The 17,375-nt window shown below is 63.5% G+C and carries 20 protein-coding genes; 8 read left to right on the top strand and 12 right to left on the bottom strand.

Annotation, left to right across the window (positions count from 1 at the left end; all coding sequences use genetic code 11):
• Nucleotides 1-25: 25 nt before the first annotated feature.
• From E5W70_RS09895 to E5W70_RS09870, 6 genes are all read right to left on the bottom strand, one after another.
• Nucleotides 26-172 carry a hypothetical protein gene (locus tag E5W70_RS09895; protein WP_292657051.1) on the bottom strand — a complete coding sequence of 49 codons (147 nt, stop codon included), beginning with the start codon at nucleotides 170-172 and terminating at the stop codon, nucleotides 26-28.
• A gap of 110 nt (nucleotides 173-282) precedes the next feature.
• Nucleotides 283-1,581 carry an FAD-dependent oxidoreductase gene (locus E5W70_RS09890; protein WP_292657049.1) on the bottom strand — a complete coding sequence of 433 codons (1,299 nt, stop codon included), beginning with the start codon at nucleotides 1,579-1,581 and terminating at the stop codon, nucleotides 283-285.
• Nucleotides 1,578-2,561 carry a branched-chain amino acid ABC transporter permease gene (locus E5W70_RS09885; RefSeq protein WP_292657153.1) on the bottom strand — a complete coding sequence of 328 codons (984 nt, stop codon included), beginning with the start codon at nucleotides 2,559-2,561 and terminating at the stop codon, nucleotides 1,578-1,580. The genes E5W70_RS09890 and E5W70_RS09885 overlap by 4 nt, the downstream gene beginning before the upstream one ends.
• Nucleotides 2,558-3,466, bottom strand: coding sequence for a branched-chain amino acid ABC transporter permease (locus E5W70_RS09880; protein ID WP_292657047.1), 909 nt, complete (start codon nucleotides 3,464-3,466; stop codon nucleotides 2,558-2,560). Before E5W70_RS09880 ends, E5W70_RS09885 begins: the two co-directional genes overlap by 4 nt.
• Complete coding sequence (locus E5W70_RS09875) at nucleotides 3,463-4,212, bottom strand: ABC transporter ATP-binding protein (RefSeq protein WP_292657045.1); 750 nt, start codon at nucleotides 4,210-4,212, stop codon at nucleotides 3,463-3,465. Before E5W70_RS09875 ends, E5W70_RS09880 begins: the two co-directional genes overlap by 4 nt.
• Nucleotides 4,209-5,006 carry an ABC transporter ATP-binding protein gene (locus E5W70_RS09870; RefSeq protein ID WP_292657042.1) on the bottom strand — a complete coding sequence of 266 codons (798 nt, stop codon included), beginning with the start codon at nucleotides 5,004-5,006 and terminating at the stop codon, nucleotides 4,209-4,211. The genes E5W70_RS09875 and E5W70_RS09870 overlap by 4 nt, the downstream gene beginning before the upstream one ends.
• 128 nt (nucleotides 5,007-5,134) lie before the next feature.
• Between E5W70_RS09870 and E5W70_RS09865 the strand changes: the two genes are divergently transcribed.
• Genes E5W70_RS09865 through E5W70_RS09840 form a run of 6 tightly spaced genes read left to right on the top strand, consistent with a single transcriptional unit; the run spans nucleotide 5,135 to nucleotide 9,514 of the window.
• A complete protein-coding gene (locus E5W70_RS09865; protein ID WP_292657040.1) occupies nucleotides 5,135-5,872 on the top strand; it encodes a GntR family transcriptional regulator in 738 nt (245 codons plus the stop codon).
• Entirely contained in the window at nucleotides 5,869-6,357 is a 489-nt protein-coding gene (locus E5W70_RS09860) for a DUF3830 family protein (RefSeq protein WP_292657037.1), read from the top strand. Before E5W70_RS09865 ends, E5W70_RS09860 begins: the two co-directional genes overlap by 4 nt.
• Complete coding sequence (locus E5W70_RS09855; protein WP_292657033.1) at nucleotides 6,358-6,717, top strand: TIGR04076 family protein; 360 nt, start codon at nucleotides 6,358-6,360, stop codon at nucleotides 6,715-6,717.
• Complete coding sequence (locus tag E5W70_RS09850) at nucleotides 6,714-7,769, top strand: aldo/keto reductase (protein ID WP_292657030.1); 1,056 nt, start codon at nucleotides 6,714-6,716, stop codon at nucleotides 7,767-7,769. Before E5W70_RS09855 ends, E5W70_RS09850 begins: the two co-directional genes overlap by 4 nt.
• Nucleotides 7,770-7,777: 8 nt before the next feature.
• On the top strand, nucleotides 7,778-8,227 hold the full coding sequence (locus E5W70_RS09845; RefSeq protein ID WP_292657028.1) for a DUF4440 domain-containing protein: 450 nt from the start codon (nucleotides 7,778-7,780) through the stop codon (nucleotides 8,225-8,227).
• A 27-nt stretch (nucleotides 8,228-8,254) separates the two neighbouring features.
• Nucleotides 8,255-9,514: an ABC transporter substrate-binding protein gene (locus tag E5W70_RS09840; RefSeq protein ID WP_292657025.1), complete on the top strand. Its 1,260-nt coding sequence runs from the start codon at nucleotides 8,255-8,257 to the stop codon at nucleotides 9,512-9,514.
• A 75-nt stretch (nucleotides 9,515-9,589) separates the two neighbouring features.
• Here E5W70_RS09840 and E5W70_RS09835 read toward each other — a convergent pair whose 3' ends face one another.
• The 3 genes from E5W70_RS09835 to E5W70_RS09825 all read right to left on the bottom strand — a co-directional run bounded on the left by E5W70_RS09835 (nucleotide 9,590) and on the right by E5W70_RS09825 (nucleotide 11,736).
• Nucleotides 9,590-10,507, bottom strand: coding sequence for a sigma-70 family RNA polymerase sigma factor (locus tag E5W70_RS09835; protein WP_292657021.1), 918 nt, complete (start codon nucleotides 10,505-10,507; stop codon nucleotides 9,590-9,592).
• Between the two features lie 9 nt (nucleotides 10,508-10,516).
• Entirely contained in the window at nucleotides 10,517-11,056 is a 540-nt protein-coding gene (locus tag E5W70_RS09830) for a dihydrofolate reductase family protein (protein WP_292657018.1), read from the bottom strand.
• A 140-nt stretch (nucleotides 11,057-11,196) separates the two neighbouring features.
• Nucleotides 11,197-11,736: an Lrp/AsnC family transcriptional regulator gene (locus E5W70_RS09825; RefSeq protein WP_292657017.1), complete on the bottom strand. Its 540-nt coding sequence runs from the start codon at nucleotides 11,734-11,736 to the stop codon at nucleotides 11,197-11,199.
• 48 nt (nucleotides 11,737-11,784) lie between these two features.
• Between E5W70_RS09825 and E5W70_RS09820 the strand changes: the two genes are divergently transcribed.
• The gene (locus E5W70_RS09820; protein WP_292657013.1) at nucleotides 11,785-12,966 is read left to right on the top strand and encodes an MFS transporter; all 1,182 of its coding nucleotides are present in this window, start codon (nucleotides 11,785-11,787) and stop codon (nucleotides 12,964-12,966) included.
• A gap of 49 nt (nucleotides 12,967-13,015) precedes the next feature.
• Nucleotides 13,016-13,444, top strand: a complete 429-nt coding sequence (locus E5W70_RS09815) for a GNAT family N-acetyltransferase (RefSeq protein WP_292657010.1) — start codon at nucleotides 13,016-13,018, stop codon at nucleotides 13,442-13,444.
• Here the strand turns inward: E5W70_RS09815 and E5W70_RS09810 are convergent, their stop codons facing one another.
• The 3 genes from E5W70_RS09810 to E5W70_RS09800 all read right to left on the bottom strand — a co-directional run.
• Nucleotides 13,445-14,575, bottom strand: a complete 1,131-nt coding sequence (locus E5W70_RS09810; protein ID WP_292657007.1) for an anhydro-N-acetylmuramic acid kinase — start codon at nucleotides 14,573-14,575, stop codon at nucleotides 13,445-13,447. It lies immediately after the preceding gene.
• 5 nt (nucleotides 14,576-14,580) lie between these two features.
• Nucleotides 14,581-15,585 carry a serine hydrolase gene (locus E5W70_RS09805; protein ID WP_292657004.1) on the bottom strand — a complete coding sequence of 335 codons (1,005 nt, stop codon included), beginning with the start codon at nucleotides 15,583-15,585 and terminating at the stop codon, nucleotides 14,581-14,583.
• A gap of 232 nt (nucleotides 15,586-15,817) precedes the next feature.
• The coding region (locus E5W70_RS09800) for an ABC transporter ATP-binding protein (RefSeq protein WP_292657001.1) at nucleotides 15,818-17,375 on the bottom strand (1,558 nt) is incomplete at its 5' end.

The following is a 17,375-nucleotide window of genomic DNA, read 5'->3' as shown; positions in this document are numbered from 1 at the left end:
AAGTCGGGCAACAGGAATATGTGATCTACTTTTCCTGAACTGAAATGCCGGAATCGTCGATACGAAGTTCCACGCCTTTCGGCTTAGTCTCCTCGCGATAAACGTAAATGCCCAAGGCAATGACGGCGAGGACCAAAGCGCCGATGATGAGATAAAGATAGTTCTGCTTCATCCGCTGTCGTTAACAACATGATTTGAGCGAGTCTAGCAGTTCGGGTATCAGGACGGCGGACGGACACGCACGATCAGCCCCGGTAATCCTAAGCGCGCGGCGAGGGCGAGCTAGCCTGCCTCGTCCAGCCGGTCGCGCAGCATGCTCCAGGGGAGCAACACGTTTGGCGCATGCCGCATCAGGCTGTGGAACGGGATCGGCGACGGCGGCGCAAACGGCAGCGGCAAATCCTGAGGCTTTGTTCCATCAGCCCAATCCGCAAGCACCTTGCCCATGACGGTGGTCATGGCAATGCCGCGCCCGTTGCACGCGAAGCCCGCGATCAGCCCGGGGCCGAGATCGACGAGGTGCGGCAGGAAGTCGGGCTCGACGGCAGCCATCCCCGACCAGCTGTATTCAAGCGGCGGGATGTCCGGGAGATCGAGATGCTTGGCGAGCCGTCGCCAGATCGCCCGCGGCACCCGCGTGTCGGCACCGGGGCCAAAAACATGCATGCCGCCGGTGATCAGCCTGTTTTCGCCATCGAAGCGGAAGGTGAAAAGATTGCGTCTGGTGTCGCCGACGCCTTGCCCGCCCGGAAGCAACCGGGTGCGTATTTCGCGCGGCAGCGGCGCCGTCGCGATCTGGAAGATTTTCAGCGGGAAATAGGTTCGCTGCAGCGCGCGACCCAGCGCCCCGCCATAGGCGTTGGTGGCGACCAGCACTTTTCCTGCGCGTACCGAACCGGAGGCCGTCTTCAAAGCCCAACCATCGCCTACGTGCTCGATCGACGCGACACGCGTATGCTCGAAGATGAGCGCTCCGGCCCTTTCCGCCGCGTCGGCCAATCCGCGCGCATATTCGACCGGATTGAGGACACCGCCCGACCTGTCCATCCAGCCGCCGAGATAGCCGCGAACACCGGTCAGCTCCTCGATCGCCTGACTATCCAGCGCAACAGCCGGCCTTCCGCGTCGTGCCCATTGTTCGGCGCGCGATCTGGTTTTTTCCAAAGCGGCCGGCGAATGGGCGGGTTGTATCCAGCCGCTCTGGACTGCATCGCATTCTATGCCGTGCCGCTTGATCAGGTCGAAGACGAGGTCGGCGCCGCCGGCGGCGAAATCGACAACGCGTTCGCCGCGTTCGGGCCCAAGCTGGGCAATGATATCGTCGGGGTCTCTTTTCGCGAAATTCGGCACGACGAAACCGGCGTTCCTGCCAGTCGCGCCCCAGGCGATGATTTCGGCTTCGAGGACGGCGACCGAGATGCCTTTCTCGGCGCTGTGCAGCGCGGTGGAAAGGCCTGAAAATCCCCCGCCGATAATTGCCAGATCGACATCGAGTGCACCTTCGAGCGCCGGCCGGTCGCGGCGGTTGCGGCCGACCGCGTGCCATAGCGAAAGGCCGCGTGGCACGGCAACGTTGCTCATGACAGTGCAGCGCTCTCGTCCGGAGCCGCTTTCGCGCCCTTGCCGAACCTTGAGCGTCGCGGCCTGTCGCCGAACAGGCCATTCGGCCTGACCAGCAGGATGACGCACAGCATCACGCCGATCGCCACGATCTGCAGCGAAGCGGCGCGTGCCTGCTGTTCCGGCGAGAACAACACGCTGGTCAAGGCTCCCGATCCGGCCCATATCGCCCAGACCAGGATGCTGCCGATGACGGCGCCGATGTTGCTGCCGGAGCCACCGACGATCAGCATCACCCAGACCTGGAAAGTCAGCGCCGGCAAATAATTGTCCGGAGCGATGAAGCCGGTGAAGTGCGCCTGCAACGCGCCGGCCAGTGCCATGATGGCACCACCCACGGCAAAGGCCTGGACACGGTAGAAACGTGCGCTTTTACCTAGGGATATCGCGGCCCGCTCGTCCTCGCGAAGCGCCTTCAACACGCGCCCCCACGGGCTGCGCGACAGATGCTCCAGCGCGAGATAGACGATCAGCGTCACCACCGAGACGATCGCAAGGTTCGAAAGGTTGAACAGCAACGGCGTTTCGGCAAGACCGCCGAAGGGACGCGGAATGAAGCCGATGCCGAACGGGCCGCCGGTCAGTTTTTGGGCGTTGAGCGCCACCAGCTGCACGACGACGGCGACGCCGAAAGTAGTGATCGCCAGATAGTCCGATCTCAGGCGCAGCGTGGCGATGCCGGTAATGGCGGCCGCGACGCCGCCAACGACCATTGCACCGAGCCAGCCGACAAGGATAGGCAGACCGAAGCCGCCCAGTCGCGCGGCATCGTCGGGCGTGGTCAGCAACGCCGAGGTGTAGGCGCCGATGGCAACGAAGCCGGCGACCCCGACATTGAAAAGCCCGGTCAGCCCCCATTGCAGGTTGAGCCCGAGCGTGATGAGCGAAAAGATCAGCGCGGTGGTCAGGAAGAAGGCGCCGTAGCCGAGCAGATCCATCAGCGTTCCCTCACTCCGAAAAGGCCGATGGGCCGCACGAACAGCACCGCCATCAGGATGATGAACGAGACGGCCGCCCGCCATTCGGCGCCGATCAATTGCACGGCACCCGCTTCGGCCAGACCGATGATCAGGCCGCCGAGAACGGCGCCAGGCACGCTGCCGATGCCGCCGAGGATGGCGGCCGCGAACATCGGCAGCAGCATCTCGAAACCCATGAATGGGCGGATCTGGATGAGAATGCCGATCATGACGCCGGCGACGCAGGCCAGCGCTCCGCCGATGATCCAGGTGACGCGCACGACCTTGGCGACGTCGATGCCGACAATGCGGGCAAGTGCTGCGTTCTGGCTCAACGCCTGCATCGAGCGGCCGGTCTGGGTCCGCGTCATCAGGAGATGCACACCGAGCACCAGAACGGCGGTCAGCAGCAGCAGCGCGATCTGGTCCGGGGTGATGCGAATGCCGAAGCCTATCGGCCTGGCGATCTGGATCGCCCGGCTGAAGTAGGTCGGACGCGAGCTGAAGATGAATTCGAGCAGGCTTCTCAGCGCCATCGAGGCGCCGAAGCTCGCCATCACCACGATAATCGCCTGGCCCTTGGCCCGTAGCCGGGCGAACAGCACCATATCGAGCGCCAGCGCCAGCAGGCCGGTGGCCGCCATGCCGATGATGAGCGCGACGATCAACGGCCAACCGAAGGAGAGTGGCGCGATCGGCGCGATCTTGCCGAACATCGCGCCAATGGCGCCAACCACGGCCAGCGTCGCATAGGCGCCCCAGGCCATGAAGTCGCCATGGGCGAAGTTCGAGAAGCGCAGGATCGAATAGGTGAGTGTCACGCCGATGGCGCCGAGGCCGATCATCGACCCTGCCAGCAGTCCGTCGACGACGAATTGCAGGCTCATGCCGCGCTTCCTTGTCCAAGGTCGAGGCGGCGCTGGCCAAGATAGAGTTCAGCGACGACCGGATCGGTCCAGAGCTCGGCGGCGACGCCCTGGTGCCGCTCCTTGCCCTCGACCAGCACGTAGGCGCGGTCGCCGATGGCAAGCGCTGCCTTGGCGTTCTGCTCGACCAGCAGGATGGTGACGCCGGATTTGCGGATGCCGGCCAGCATCTCGAACACCATCGACACGAATTTCGGCGACAGGCCGGCCGACGGCTCGTCGAGCACCAGCACCTTGGGATGGACGATTAACGCCCGCGCGACGGCCAGCATCTGCCGCTGGCCGCCCGACAGATTGCCCGCGGCCGTTCTGCGCTGACGGGCGAGATCGGGAAAGGCCGCATACATTTCCTCGATGCGGGCGGGGGTCTCGCGCGGCCTCAGGATGCCGCAGGCGACCCTGAGATTGTCCTCGACCGACATCAGCGGGAAGATGTTCTCTGTCTGTGGCACGAAGGCAAGGCCAAGGCGGACCATGGTGTGGGCGGGCGACGCCGTGATGTCCCTGCCGTCCAGCAGCACCGTGCCGCCGGTGATCGGGACAAGGCCAGCGATGGCCTTGATAAGGCTCGACTTGCCGGCGCCGTTGGGACCGAGAACGACGACGATCTCGCCGTGGTCGACCGTGATCGAAGCACCGCGCACGATCGGCACGCCGGGCTCATAGCCGGCTTCGAGATCGCGGACATCGAGAACGGTTTGGCTCATGCAGCGCCTCCGAGGTAGGCCTCGATGACGCGCGGATCGCGCGCCACCTCGTCCGGAGTGCCTTCGCACAGAAGCTGGCCGCTCGCCATGACCAGCACCCGGTGGCAGAGCCGCGTCACCATGTCGATATTGTGCTCGATCAGCAGGAAGGTGATGCCGCTTCTGTTGATATCGCGGATGCGGTCGATGATGACTTCGAGCAATGTCGCGTTGACCCCGGCCGCCGATTCGTCGAGCAGGATGATCGCCGGGTTGGCCATCATGACGCGGGCCAACTCGAGCAGCTTGCGCTGGCCGCCGGAAAGCACCCGCGCCGGCTCGTGCGCCAGGCGGGCGAGCGTGACGAGCTCAAGCAGCTCGATGGCTCTCGTCTCGGCAGCCCTTTCTTCGGCAGCGACCCGCCGGGGCGTCAGGAAATTGGCGAGCAGTTTTTCTCCGGCCTGCCCTTGCGCCGCCAGCATGACGTTTTCGATCAGCGTCAGGTTAGGCAGGGGCCGGGGGATCTGGAACGTGCGGCCAAGGCCGCGGCCGATGCGGCGATGGGCTGCTTCCCCCGACACCGATACGCCGTTGAGGAGGATTTCGCCGCTGGTCGGCAGAATGCTGCCGGCGAGCAGGTCGAACATCGTGGTCTTGCCGGCGCCGTTCGGGCCGATAAGGCCGAGTATTTCACCCGGCCGGACTTCGAGCGATACATTGTTGACCGCGACAAGGCCGCCGAAGCGTTTGACGACGTTCCTGGCCGTCAGAACCGGCGTGCGGATCTCCTCCTGCCGTTCCGTCGTATCGCTCATCAATCCCTCTTGGCCGAAAAGCGATCTTCGTCGCCTATGACTTTGATTTGTGATCACACTTGCGTTGATCACGCTATTCGGCTTTAATTTCTTCCGCAAGCCGAAAACGGCCAAGACCGGGATTGCCCATGCAGAAGGCCGCCATCGAACGGAACAACGAAACGATCGCAGCCCAGCTTACGCCGGTCGGCCGCGAGACCGTGCAGGATCGCGTCTATTCGGAGCTGCGTCGCGCCTTGATCGGCGGCCTTTTCGAGCCGAGCCAGGTTCTGACCATCCGCGGCCTCGCCGACGCGCTGGTCACCAGCACGATGCCGGTGCGCGAGGCGCTCGGACGGCTGATCACCGAGAAGGCGCTGGAGGCGCTTCCAAACCGCTCGGTGCGCGTGCCGCCGATCACGCTGGAGCGCATCGACGATCTCTTGCGCGCCCGTTCCCTGATCGAGGGCGAAGCGATAGCACTTGCCGCCGCGCGTATGAACGCGCGCCAGATAGCCACGGTCGAAGCCATGCTGGGCGAGTGGGACGAGATGCGGGCGCTGAAGCACAAGAAGGATATCGACCGCGAGGCGACGCTCAACCAGAGCTTCCACTTCGAGATTTACCGCTGCTGCGGTTCCGCCGTGCTGATCCCGATGATCGAGAGCCTGTGGCTGCAATCCGGACCCTGCATCCGCGTCGCCATCTACGCCTTTTCGGATGCCGGCGAAGTCGATACCGCCCACTACCATCGCAGCATCGTCGCAGCGCTTGCGAGGCAGGATGCGCAAGCGGCGCGCGAGGCGCTGGTGGCCGACATCAGCCGGCCCTTCGCCTTTCTGCGCGACAAGCTCCAATCCGCAAGCAAGGAAGGATTGAGGGCATGACGGCGCCTGGCATCAGCATCACCGAGCCGCGCTCACAGCTTTCCGTAACTGCGCTGCTGTTGCCTGAAAAGGCGCCCGACAACGCTGCCTTCCTGCTAGCGTATCTCGAGCAGCCGCGCGTCGTTGCCGGCATCCATGCGATGTGGACGGGGCCGGAAATCTCCTGCCCGGTTCCATCAGGCGATCTTGAGGGCCAAACCTATGCCAGGCCCTTGCCGGCGGAGAATGCAACGCTGACGCCGCAGCCGGGCGACATCGTGTTATCCTACGTGCCGCCGCGCATGTGGGGCGGCAACCCGAATGCCATCTTTGACGTCGGCCTGTTCTACGGAGCGGGTGCACGCCTGCTATTCCCGATCGGCTGGCTTGCCGGAAGCGTCGTCGCGCAGGTGGTGCCTGAGGAGCGCGATAAATTCGCAGCCGCTTGTGGCGTGATCCGCCGCAACGGCGCCTGCGAAATCACCTTTACCCGTGTGGATATCTGAATGGCTGAGAGCGACGACAGTTTTGAACTCTTCGACCTTCGCGTCGAGGCGATCATTCCTGAGGGCAAGCCGATCTATTGCGGCGCCAAATCAGGTGATTATTTCGAGCTCAAGGGTGAGATGCTGTCGATGCCGGCGGGGCAGGGTTTTTCGATCTATTCCATCGCGGCTGTGTTGCCGCTTCTAGCAGCAAAGCAGCGCCCGACCCACAGGAACGACTGGATGACGTCGGACGCCGAGATCGCCTGTCCCGATCCCAATTGTGCCAGCCGGCTTCGGATCGTCAGGACCGGCAAGCGGCGGTTCAGCCATGCCGAAACGACGGCGGTGCCGCTGCCGAAGGAGAATGACCGGAGATGACCGCCAAGGCTTTCGAGCTCAGCCCCGGCTATACGATCTCGCGGGTCATTCGTGGCGGCTGGCAGCTTGCCGGCGGGCACGGCGCGATCGACCGCCAACAGGCGGTGACCGACCTGATCGCCACCTTCGACGCCGGCATCAGGACCTATGATTGCGCCGATATCTATACCGGCGTCGAAGAGCTGATCGGCGCAGCGCGCCTGCGCCTTGCCAATGAGCGTGGCCTCGACGCCGCCGCCAAGATGAAGGTGCACACCAAGCTGGTGCCTGACCTCGAACGGCTTTCCACGATCAGCCGCGACTACATCAGCAGCATCGTCGACCAGTCGCTGCGGCGCTTGAAGACTGAGCGGCTCGATCTTGTGCAGTTCCATTGGTGGGACTATTCGGTGCCCCGCTATGTCGATGCGATGGGCTGGCTCGACGAGATCCGCAGGGAAGGCAAGGTGCGCAACATCGGCACCACAAACTTCGACACGCCGCGGCTGGCCGAGATCCTGGCCGCCGGTGTGCCGCTGGTCAGCCAGCAATTGCAATATTCGGTGCTCGACCAGCGGCCGGCAAGCAGCCTTGCAGCACTCGCCAGCCAGCACGGCGTCAGTTTCCTCTGCTACGGTTCGGTGGCGGGCGGCTTCCTCAGCGAAAAATGGCTTGGCGTTACCGAGCCGCAGACGCCGCTCGAAAACCGGTCGCTGGTCAAATACAAGCTGATCATTGACGACTTTGGCGGCTGGGAGCTTTTCCAGGAATTGCTTCGCACACTGAAGGCCGTCGCCGACCGTCACGGCGTCGATATCGCCACCATCGCCAGCGCCTGGGTGCTGGAGCAGCCGCAAGTGGCGGCCGTCATCGTCGGCGCCCGCAACCAGGCGCACGCCCTTGCCAATGCCAGAATCATGGACATCGCGCTCGATGTCGACGACCGGGCGAGGATCGCTGCCGTGATCGCGCAAAGCTGTGGGCCGCTGGGCGACGTCTACACATTGGAACGCGACCGTCACGGCCGCCACGGCTCGATCATGCACTACAATTTGAATGCGGGCAGGAAATGAGCGCGGCAATGCACGAGAAGCCCTCCTTGCTTTCCCGCGCCAGCGCCGAGGTGGTCGGTCTCCACCGCTTCTTCGTAGACTGGTTCAATGCGGCGAATGCGAATAATGCAGATTTCAGCCGCTTCGAACGCGTCATGGGCGAAGGCTTCTGTATGGTTGCGCCGGATGGTCAGATCCTCGATCGTGACGCGGTGCTCGACCATGTCAGGGCAAGCCGCGCCACCTCTGAGGACGATTTCAGTATCTCGATCGAGGATATCCGGGCCGGCTGGCAGGCAGGCGACACGATCGTCGTCTGTTATATCGAAGCACAGCAGCGCGGGGGCAAGCACAGCCGCCGCCGCTCGAGTGCCGTCTTCACCACCAGCTCATCGGCGCCCAACGGCGTCGAATGGCGACATCTGCATGAAACCTGGCTGCAGATGCCGGAAGACAGAACAGGCTCAAGACATCAATGAGAGTCGTGTAACGAAAGGGGAACAACAATGAAAAAGACCATACTTCAGATCACCACCGCGCTCGCTCTGCTGACAGCGGCCGGCGCAGCGCACGCCGCCGATTGCAAGATCACCGTCGGCCTCGTCATGGAACTGACAGGCCCAGCCGGCGAGTACGGCCAGGCAGGGGCCAAATCGGTCGAGATGGCATTCCGCGACATCAACGATGCTGGCGGCGTGCGCGGCTGCGATCTCACGACCGACACCCGCGACAGCCAGAGCCAGGGCAACATCGCGGTCGACGCCGCGACGCAGCTCGTGCAGGTCAAGAAGGTACCGGTCATCATCGGCGGCATCATCTCTTCGGTGTCGATCCCGATCCTGACCTCGGTCACCGCTCCGGCCAAGATCGTCCAGGTCTCGCCAGCCTCTTCATCGCCAACGCTGACGGCGCTCGGACGCGACGGCAAGACCAACGGCATTTTCTTCCGCACCATCACCTCGGACGCGCTGCAGGGCGTCGCCGCCGCCAAATACGCCATCGACAAGGGTTTCAAGAAGCTGTCGGTCATCCACGTCAACAACGACTTCGGCGTCAACATGGTGGCAGAATTCTCGCGCGCCTATAAGGCGCTCGGCGGCACCATCGTCTCCGACACGCCCTACAATGAAAAGCAGTCGAGCTATGCCTCGGAGGTGACCGCGGCGATGGCCGGCGAACCGGATGGGCTTTATCTCGTCAGCACGCCTGTCGACGGCGCAACCATCGCCCGCACCTGGATTTCGCAGGGCGGTGTCCAGAAATTCCTGCTCAATGACGGCATGAACAGCCCGGACTTCATCGAATCCGTTGGCGCCGACTATTTGAAGGACGCCTATGGCACGTCCTCGGGCACCAGCCCGACCGCATCGACCGAATATTTCACCAAGAACTACAAGGCGTTTTCGGGCATCGAACCTTCGAACCCGGCGGCCGACCGATCCTATGATGCCGGCGCCATTGTCGGCTTGGCCATCGCCATTGCCGGCTCCGAGGACCCGGCCAAGATCAAGGATGCGATGTACAAGGCAGTCGACCCGGCCGGCACGCCGATCCATGCCGGCAAGGACGAGTTCGCCAAGGCGCTCGGCCTGATCAAGGAGGGCAAGCCGATCCGCTACGAAGGCGTCATCGGTCCGGTCGCCTTCGATAAGTATGGCGACATCACCGGCCCGTTCCGGCTCTGGAAGATCGTCGACGGCAAGGTGACGACCGACGGCGAAATGACGACGGATGACGTCAACGCCTTGCAGGCGAAGCTTCAGTAGACTGCCTATGTCTTGTCCGGCATCGATCCCATTTCATTGAGGTTGATGCCGGACACTTGCAGGTCCTGCTGCCGCTTAGGCCGGCCCGGAAACGACCACCGCACCAGCCGTCGGCACGATCCAGGGGCAGGCATAATAATCAGTGATGCGATTGATGATCCCGCCGGCGGCTTCGATCCGAACGGGATGGGCCGGCTTCCAACCGTCTTCGCCATGGTGGAGCACGAGCAGCACCGCCTCGCCATCAATCTCGCCAATCGCTATTTTCCAGGCCGTCGAGGCTTTTTCGTATTCGACGAAGTAAGGTGATTCCGACAGCCTGCCCTTGAAGCAATCCGCAACCCGCAATTGTGCGTCGGCGCTGGTCAACGCCCGTACCCCGTCCCAATCGCGGCGGTTGAACAGTTCGATATAGCGCCTGAGCAATTCCAGAAGTTCCGGATCGCTTTTGGGCTCCGAACGGACGATTGGCTCGCCCGACAAGGCGGCCAATTTCGAGCGGCCACGGTTCAACGCAGCCTTGACGCCACCCACGGTTGAGCCGGCTAGACCGGCGATCTCTTCCAGCGAATAGTCGAATACATCCTTGAGCAGAACGCAGGCGCGCTCCTTGGGCGGCAGGTGGATCACCAGCCGTTCGATCGCGCGATCCGCGCCCTGGCCCGCCGGCTCGACCGGCAGGATGATCTCGTCCTCGGCGAAATTGGCCTCAGCCTGCTGGCGCACCTGCCGGCTTCGCAGGAAATCGATGCAGCGATTATGCGCGATGCGAAACAGCCAGGGGCGAAGGGCGCTCGCATCGTCCAGCTTCTCGATCTTCCGATAGGCCTCGAACAGCGCCTCTTGCATGACGTCTTCGGCGTCGAGCGTCGAACCGGTCATGCGTGCGCAGTAGCGGTGCAGCCGTCCACGCAAATGCGCGACCGTCTCCAGGAAGCCGGCGTAGCGGACGTCGAAAAGCCCTGTCGGGGCAAGTCTTGGCTGCATCTTCATGGTACACGATCATAGCGGGACATAGGTCAGCGTAATGACGCCGTTCTTGAAACGGTGCGTATCTATAAGCTCCAGCTTGACCAGGGACGGGTCGACATCCTGGAAAGCGCGTTTGCCTTGGCCGACGCGGGTCGGCACGATCGAGAGTTGATACTCGTCGACAAGCCTGTTGGCGAGCAGCGTCTGGTCGAGATTGCTCACTCCATACTTCAATATGTTGCCGCCGGTTTGCTGCTTGATCCTGGCGATTTCGGCAGCGACGTCGCCTTCGATCAGCGACGCGTTCCAGCTCACTGCCTTGAGGCTGCGCGACGCGACGAGCTTCTTCAGCCCGTTCATGCGGTCCATGTACTTGCTGCCTTTGACCTGCGGCCAGCACGCCGAAAACATTTCATAGGTGACGCGGCCGAGCAGGAAAAAATCCGCCTCGCCGGCCTTTTCATAGGAGTGCTCCTTCATCTCCTCGTCGAAGAAGGGTGACGCCCATTCCATTGGTGCCTCGATGACGCCGTCCAGCGAAATGAAGCTGCCCACGATCAATTTTCTCATCGCGTGTCTCCGGTTGCGCAACAGACATCCCGTCGCACCCAAGGAACCGGCGAAAACGAAACCGACCCGATGGATGACCACAGGATGCACGTCTAAGACGTTCCCGGTTCGACTTTGGATACGCGCGAGGATCGTTTGAGTTAATAGAGTGGCTTGGCCATGTGCCGGGGCGTCGGCCACTCCGTCGTAATCCCCGGCTGCACCGGCCGCTCGAGATAGGTCGAGAGCACGACGTAGCTTCGCGTCGAGGTGACGCCGGGTGTTTCGTAGAGGCGCGACAGCAGTCCCTCGAGCGCCCGCGTGTCCTCGGTGCGGACCTTGATCAGCATGCATGTGTCGCCGGCCACCGAATGGATCTCCTCGACTTCGGGATGTTCGGAAATCGCCATCAACTCCGGCGTCTTTCCCCACCCCTTGGTGTCGATATGGACGAAGGCGAGCAGCGGCTTGTGCACCGACTTGGGATCGATGATGACCGCAGTGTTGCGGATGGCGCCGCTGCGCCGCAGGCGCTTGACGCGTTCATGGACTGCCGGCGGCGAAAGGCCGACGCGGTCGCCGAGGTCGGCATAGCTGATCATGGCGTCCTCGACCAGAACGCCTAATATTTTTCGGTCGGTTGCATCGATATCGCGGGCGGCAGGCCTGTTCTGCGGAATGCCATCTGTTTCTTCATCCATATTAAGATTCCCGATTGATACAGAATTTGGTACGGCCATTATTGCCATATGTCGAACAGTGATCAAGTCGCCACATTCGCAGCGGCCCCCAAGCCGCCAATCCCGGCACTCGCCTACCTGCTGACCGGGTGCATCGCCGTGATCGGCTCGAACTCGCTGGTGCTCAGTCCGATCGCACCGGCTGTGGCCGCATCGTTCGGCACAAGCGTGCCGGCGGTCATGATCGCGTCCGCTGCCTTCGGGCTAGGTACGTCGGCAAGCGCCTTGTTCCTGGCGCGCTACATCGACCGGCTCGGCGCCCGCCGCATGCTGCAAGGGGCGTTGCTGCTGCTGGCAATTGCGCTCGTCGCCAGCGCCGCTGCGGCGACAGTGACGGCGCTGGTCGCGGCCCAGCTTCTCGCCGGCATCGCTGCAGGTGTCGCCATGCCGGCAATCTATGCCAGCTCCGCCGCGATTGCGCCGCCCGGACGCGAAAGCGGGACCATCGGCGTCGTGCTGACCGGCTGGACGCTGAGCATGGTCGCCGGCGTTTCGCTGTCGGCCGTACTTGCCGACCTGGTGCATTGGCGCGCCGTTTTCGCGGCGGTCGCGGTGCTGGCAGCACTCGCCTTGGCCAGCCTGTCGCTGACGTCGCTGAGCGATGTCAGGAAGAGTGGTCCGGCGCCGACGCCGCTGGGCGCCTTGAGCGTTCCCGGCATAGTGCCGCTTCTGGTTGCCTGCGCCGCCTTCATGACCGCGTTCTACGGCGTCTATGGCTATCTCGGCGATCACCTTCACAACGGCTTGGGACGGCCGGTCAGTGCCAATGGGCTTGCCGCGCTCGCCTATGGCGCCGGCTTTGGCACGGCGGCGCTTCTTGATGGCGTTATCGACCGCCTGGGCGCGCGGCGTGTCATGCCGTTTGCCTACCTGCTCGTCGCAGCCGTCTATGTCGCGATTGCCGCGGCGAGCAGTAGTTTCCATCTGACCATAGCGATGATAGCCGTCTGGGGTCTTGCCAATCATTTCGGGCTGAACGTCCTGGTGATGCGCCTCTCGGCGCTCGATCCTGCGCGCCGCGGCACGATCATGGGTTTGAACAGCGCAGTGACCTATCTTGCGGTGTTCGTCGGCACCACGGCGTTCGGACCGCTTTATTCCACATTCGGTTTTGCGGCATCCGCGGTGGTTGCAGCCTTGCTCATGCTGATCGCTGCTGCGGCAGCGGCGTGGCGTTCACCGAAGCAATAGCGCAGCAAGGCTTGCGTCTCGGTTCGGTCCTTCGATAGATGCTCGTTGGATGGACAATACAACGCTTGAGACAACCGCCGATCCCTTGCCGCACGAGCTCGCTTTTCTTGGAGAGCGGCTTACGGCGTTCAACGACAGCGATGTCGGCGCCTCCGGCAGGAAGACATTGGCCGTGTTCGTCCGCAATGAGCACGGCGCTGTTGTCGCCGGCATCTCGGGATACACTGCCTGGGGCTGGCTCTATGTGCAATGGCTCTGGGTCGATGAACGGCTGCGCGGCCAGCGCATGGCCGGCCGGATGCTCGAGGCAGCCGAGAGGGAGGCAATGGCGCGCGGCTGTCACGGCGCCTGGATCGACACGTTCAACCCACGGGCGGCCAAGGCCTATGAGCGCCAGGGCTACCGGCCCTTCGGCGCGCTTGCCGACTTCCCCATTGGCCGCAGCCGCATCTTCCTGCAGAAGAAATTGGTGGCTTAACTAGCCGGCAAGGCGTCCACCGCACATCGGCTGGGGCACGCCGGTCGTGCTGGGGAAGCTGATCGGCAATCCTCTGAGCACGCGCACTGCCAGGAAGGCAAAGCACTCCGCCTCCACCGCGTCGCCCTTCCAGCCAAGCGCCTCCGCCGGTACGGCTTCGACGCCGGCGCGGCTGCCAAGCATGGCCATGATCGTTGGGTTGTGTCGACCGCCACCGCTGACCACCAGCCGCTTCGGCCGGCGCGGCAGAAGATCGAGCGCCTTGCCGACCGCGGCCGCGGTGAAGGTCGTCAGCAGGGCAGCGCCATCCTCGGCATTCATCCCGTCCGCCATCGAGGCGCCGAAATCGAAACGGTCCAGCGATTTCGGGTAGGGTTTGGTCAAATACGGATGCTGCAGGAGCTTGGCCAGCCGTGCCTCGTCGACCGTCCCGACGCGAGCCAGCGCGCCGTCGCGGTCCATTTCGCCGAGCCCCTTCGATTTGATGAAATCGTTCAGCGGTGCGTTGGCGGGCCCGGTGTCGAAGGCAACAACATTGTCCTTGCCGTCCCACCAGGTGATGTTGGCGACGCCGCCGAGATTGAGCACCGCCGTGTCGCCGCTGGCGTCGGCTTCGCGCAGTAGCGCGGCGTGATAGGCGGCCGACAGCGGCGCGCCCTGGCCGCCGGCGCGTATGTCGGCCGAGCGGAAGTCATAGGCGACCTTGGTGCCCAGGATGGCATGCATCAGCTCGCCATCGCCGAGCTGGCGGGTCTGGCCAAGCCGGCCGGCTTGCGGGGCACGATGCAGCACGGTCTGGCCATGAAAGCCAACCACCCCGATATCGGTCATCGTCAGCCCGTAGTTTTCGACCAACAGCTTGACTGCTGCGGACTGCGCGCGCGTCAGCGCCTCTTCTGCCTCGTGGAAGATTGCCGGTTCCGGCCCGGTGAAATTCCAGCTCCTTGCCTGGCCAAGCGTCTCTTCCAGCAAGGTCCGGATCGACTGCGGGTAGGGGGCCAGCGTGTAGGTGCCGAAATCCGCGATCCGTTCGCCGTCGGTCTTGATCAGCGCGACGTCGATATTGCCGTCCAGCACGGTGCCGGTCATCAGGCCGACGGCCCACATTGGTTCGCCATTTTTCGGATTCATGACTCTCAGGCTCCGTTGACGAGATCGCCGACCGCTTGGCGAAGCGCTGCGATCCCGCTGTTGAAATGACGTGTCGGATGGATCCGGTTGGTGAGCAAGGTCCACGCTCTGCCTTTGTCGAAGTCGACCCAAAGCCCGGTGCCGGTGAAGCCGGTATGCCCGATGGTTTCGGGGCTGCACAGCCCGCCGCCGGACCAGCCTTCGTAGGGTCGCTCCCAGCCATGGGTGCGGGTTGCCGACAAGGGCGTGCGCATCAGCGCTATCGAACTCGCGGATGCGCCGGTCCCGTCCAGCAGCCCTCGCGCAAAGTCGAGGACCGAAGCTGCCGTTCCGAACAGGCCGGCGTGACCGGCCCCTTGCAATGCCGAGCAATTGTCGTCGTGGACCTCGCCTGACAGCACGCGATGACGCCATGTGCAGTCTTCGGTCGCCGCCGCTCGATCCGGTTCGGCGGAGAACGCGAAGCCTGGACCGGGATCCATGTCGCGAATGGTCTTGCCGGACAGGCGCTCCAGAACAAAGCCGAGCAGGATGAAGTTGATATCGGAATAGACCGGCTCCCCGACCTGCCACTCGCGCTGCAGGACAAAGGCGCGCAACAGCTCGGGATCGCGGCCGTAGGTGTAGATCGGCGCGACGGCGGGAAACGGTGTCTGATGACCGAGGCACTGGCGAAATGTCACCTTCCGTTCCCAGGCTCTTTCGTCATATTGGCGAAGGTCGGGCAGGACCGAAATCAGCGGCGCGTCGAGGTCGATGACGCCTTCTTCCGCCAGTGCCAGTACACGCGGCGTGGTGAAGATGACTTTGGTCAGGGATGCCAGGTCGAACCATGTCCCGACATGCATCGGCCTTATCTTCGGCACGACTTGGGCTGAGCCGATTGCCCGGACGATGCGCTGACCGTCCCGGTCGACTATGCCGAGCACGCCGCCCGGAATGCGCGACGCAGCCACGGCCGCTTCGAGCGGGGCGAATGCGCGGGAGAAGAGGTCGGCGAGGTCGTTCAATGGTGGCCTCCGCCCGAAAGTTGGCGCTCTACGGCGCCCCCCTCTGTCCTGCCGGACATCTCCCCCTCAAGGGGGGAGATTAGATGTCGCCGCAGGTTTCGCCAGTTTTCAATGTGGAAAGAAATGGACGCCGGCGCCGAAACTGCCAATCTCCCCCCTTGAGGGGGAGATGTCCGGCAGGACAGAGGGGGGCGCTGTCCCGCCGACATCGTATCTCCCAGAGTACCGCCCATCACGCCTCAACCCTCACCCTATGATCCGGCCCGAACTGCTGCCACTTGGCTGGTCCCGGTTCAAATCCCGGCGGCCGTACAAGCGACGGGACCTGGCGCGTGTCCAGCTCGAATCGTTCATGCCGCCGGTCTATGGAGGGAACGGCCGCGATAAGCTGTTTGGTATAGGAGTGCTTCGGCTCCGAGAGCACCGATCTGGCATCGCCGATCTCGACGATCTGGCCGGCATAGATGACCGCGATGCGATGGGCGATCCGCTCGACGACAGCCATGTCATGCGAGATGAACAGATAGGCCAGCCTGAATTCACGCTGCAGCTCGATCAAAAGCTCCAGCACCCTGGCCTGCACCGACACATCGAGCGCCGAAACCGCTTCGTCGAGGACGACAACCGAAGGATTGAGCATCAGCGCGCGAGCGATGCACAGGCGTTGCCGCTGGCCGCCGGAGAATTCGTGCGGATAGCGCTGCAGGCTGTTTTCCGGAAGGCCGACGCGTTTCAACAGCGCGGCCATTTTCGCCCGCGTTTCAGCAGCTATCCGTCCGCCGGTAGCGATCACCGGCTCTGCAAGGATGCTTTCGACGGTGAGTCTGGGATTGAGCGAGCCATAGGGATTCTGGAACACCATCTGCACGGGAAGGGCGCTCTGCCCGGCGGCGGCCTTACGCGCGCTGGCCGAGATTGTGCCGCGCGTCGAGCGCACCAGCCCCAGAATCGCGCGGGCGGTGGTGGACTTTCCGGAACCGCTCTCGCCGACGACCGCCAATGTCTCGCCCGGCATCAGCTCGAAATCCACACCGTCCACTGCGTGCACGGCACCGGTGACACGGCTGAAAAACCCAGCCTTGACCGGAAATCGCACCACGAGGCCATCGACCTTCAGCGCCGGCTCGGCAGCTTTTTGCTTTTCGCGTTGCGCATCCCTGCGTGTCGCACTGCCGCCGGCGAAATGCGGCACCGCATGCAGCAGATGCCGCGTATAGGGATGCCGCGGATCGTCCAATATCTGGTTCAGCGCGCCCTGCTCGACAGCTTCTCCGCTTTGCATCACCATGATCTTGTCGGCGGTGCCCGCAACCAGACCGATGTCGTGGGTGATGAAGATCATCGACATCCCGGTTTCCTGCTTCAACTCGGCGAGCAGCGCCATGATCTGCGCCTGCACCGTAACATCCAGCGCCGTCGTTGGCTCGTCGGCAATGAGCAGGTGCGGGTTGCACGCGAGCGCCATGGCGATCATCACCCGCTGCAGCATGCCGCCCGAAAGCTGGTTGGGCGTGTATTTCAGCCGCCGTGCAGCGTCGGGAATACGCACGCGGTCGAGCGCGTCCTTGGCCGCCGCCGTCGCTTGCCGACCGGTCAGGCCGCGATGCAGGCGAAACGATTCCTCGATCTCCCTGCCGATGGTCAGCACCGGATTGAGCGAGCTCATCGGCTCCTGGAAGATCATGCCGATTTCGCCGCCGCGGATCTTCGTCAGTTGCGGCTCGGCCGCGGCGGTCAGGTCGAAAATGCTGTTGTCGGCCCGTCTCAGCTTGATCGAGCCCGCGGTGATG

It is taken from the genome of Mesorhizobium sp. (assembly GCF_005063415.1).
Classification (GTDB): domain Bacteria; phylum Pseudomonadota; class Alphaproteobacteria; order Rhizobiales; family Rhizobiaceae; genus Mesorhizobium.
The sequence above is the reverse complement of the archived record's forward strand: the minus strand, read 5'-3'. Positions and strand labels throughout refer to the sequence as shown.

Excerpts from the sequence above, each read along its gene's own strand:
- E5W70_RS09850 (WP_292657030.1), top strand. The coding sequence starts at position 6,714 with ATGACCGCCAAGGCTTTCGAGCTCAGCCCCGGCTATACGATCTCGCGG.
- E5W70_RS09815 (WP_292657010.1), top strand. The coding sequence starts at position 13,016 with ATGGACAATACAACGCTTGAGACAACCGCCGATCCCTTGCCGCACGAG.
- E5W70_RS09845 (WP_292657028.1), top strand. The coding sequence starts at position 7,778 with ATGCACGAGAAGCCCTCCTTGCTTTCCCGCGCCAGCGCCGAGGTGGTC.
- E5W70_RS09870 (WP_292657042.1), bottom strand. The coding sequence starts at position 5,006 with ATGAGCGATACGACGGAACGGCAGGAGGAGATCCGCACGCCGGTTCTG.
- E5W70_RS09875 (WP_292657045.1), bottom strand. The coding sequence starts at position 4,212 with ATGAGCCAAACCGTTCTCGATGTCCGCGATCTCGAAGCCGGCTATGAG.
- E5W70_RS09825 (WP_292657017.1), bottom strand. The coding sequence starts at position 11,736 with ATGGATGAAGAAACAGATGGCATTCCGCAGAACAGGCCTGCCGCCCGC.
- E5W70_RS09840 (WP_292657025.1), top strand. The coding sequence starts at position 8,255 with ATGAAAAAGACCATACTTCAGATCACCACCGCGCTCGCTCTGCTGACA.
- E5W70_RS09855 (WP_292657033.1), top strand. The coding sequence starts at position 6,358 with ATGGCTGAGAGCGACGACAGTTTTGAACTCTTCGACCTTCGCGTCGAG.
- E5W70_RS09835 (WP_292657021.1), bottom strand. The coding sequence starts at position 10,507 with ATGAAGATGCAGCCAAGACTTGCCCCGACAGGGCTTTTCGACGTCCGC.
- E5W70_RS09880 (WP_292657047.1), bottom strand. The coding sequence starts at position 3,466 with ATGAGCCTGCAATTCGTCGTCGACGGACTGCTGGCAGGGTCGATGATC.
- E5W70_RS09820 (WP_292657013.1), top strand. The coding sequence starts at position 11,785 with ATGTCGAACAGTGATCAAGTCGCCACATTCGCAGCGGCCCCCAAGCCG.
- E5W70_RS09895 (WP_292657051.1), bottom strand. The coding sequence starts at position 172 with ATGAAGCAGAACTATCTTTATCTCATCATCGGCGCTTTGGTCCTCGCC.
- E5W70_RS09860 (WP_292657037.1), top strand. The coding sequence starts at position 5,869 with ATGACGGCGCCTGGCATCAGCATCACCGAGCCGCGCTCACAGCTTTCC.
- E5W70_RS09890 (WP_292657049.1), bottom strand. The coding sequence starts at position 1,581 with ATGAGCAACGTTGCCGTGCCACGCGGCCTTTCGCTATGGCACGCGGTC.
- E5W70_RS09865 (WP_292657040.1), top strand. The coding sequence starts at position 5,135 with ATGCAGAAGGCCGCCATCGAACGGAACAACGAAACGATCGCAGCCCAG.
- E5W70_RS09830 (WP_292657018.1), bottom strand. The coding sequence starts at position 11,056 with ATGAGAAAATTGATCGTGGGCAGCTTCATTTCGCTGGACGGCGTCATC.
- E5W70_RS09810 (WP_292657007.1), bottom strand. The coding sequence starts at position 14,575 with ATGAATCCGAAAAATGGCGAACCAATGTGGGCCGTCGGCCTGATGACC.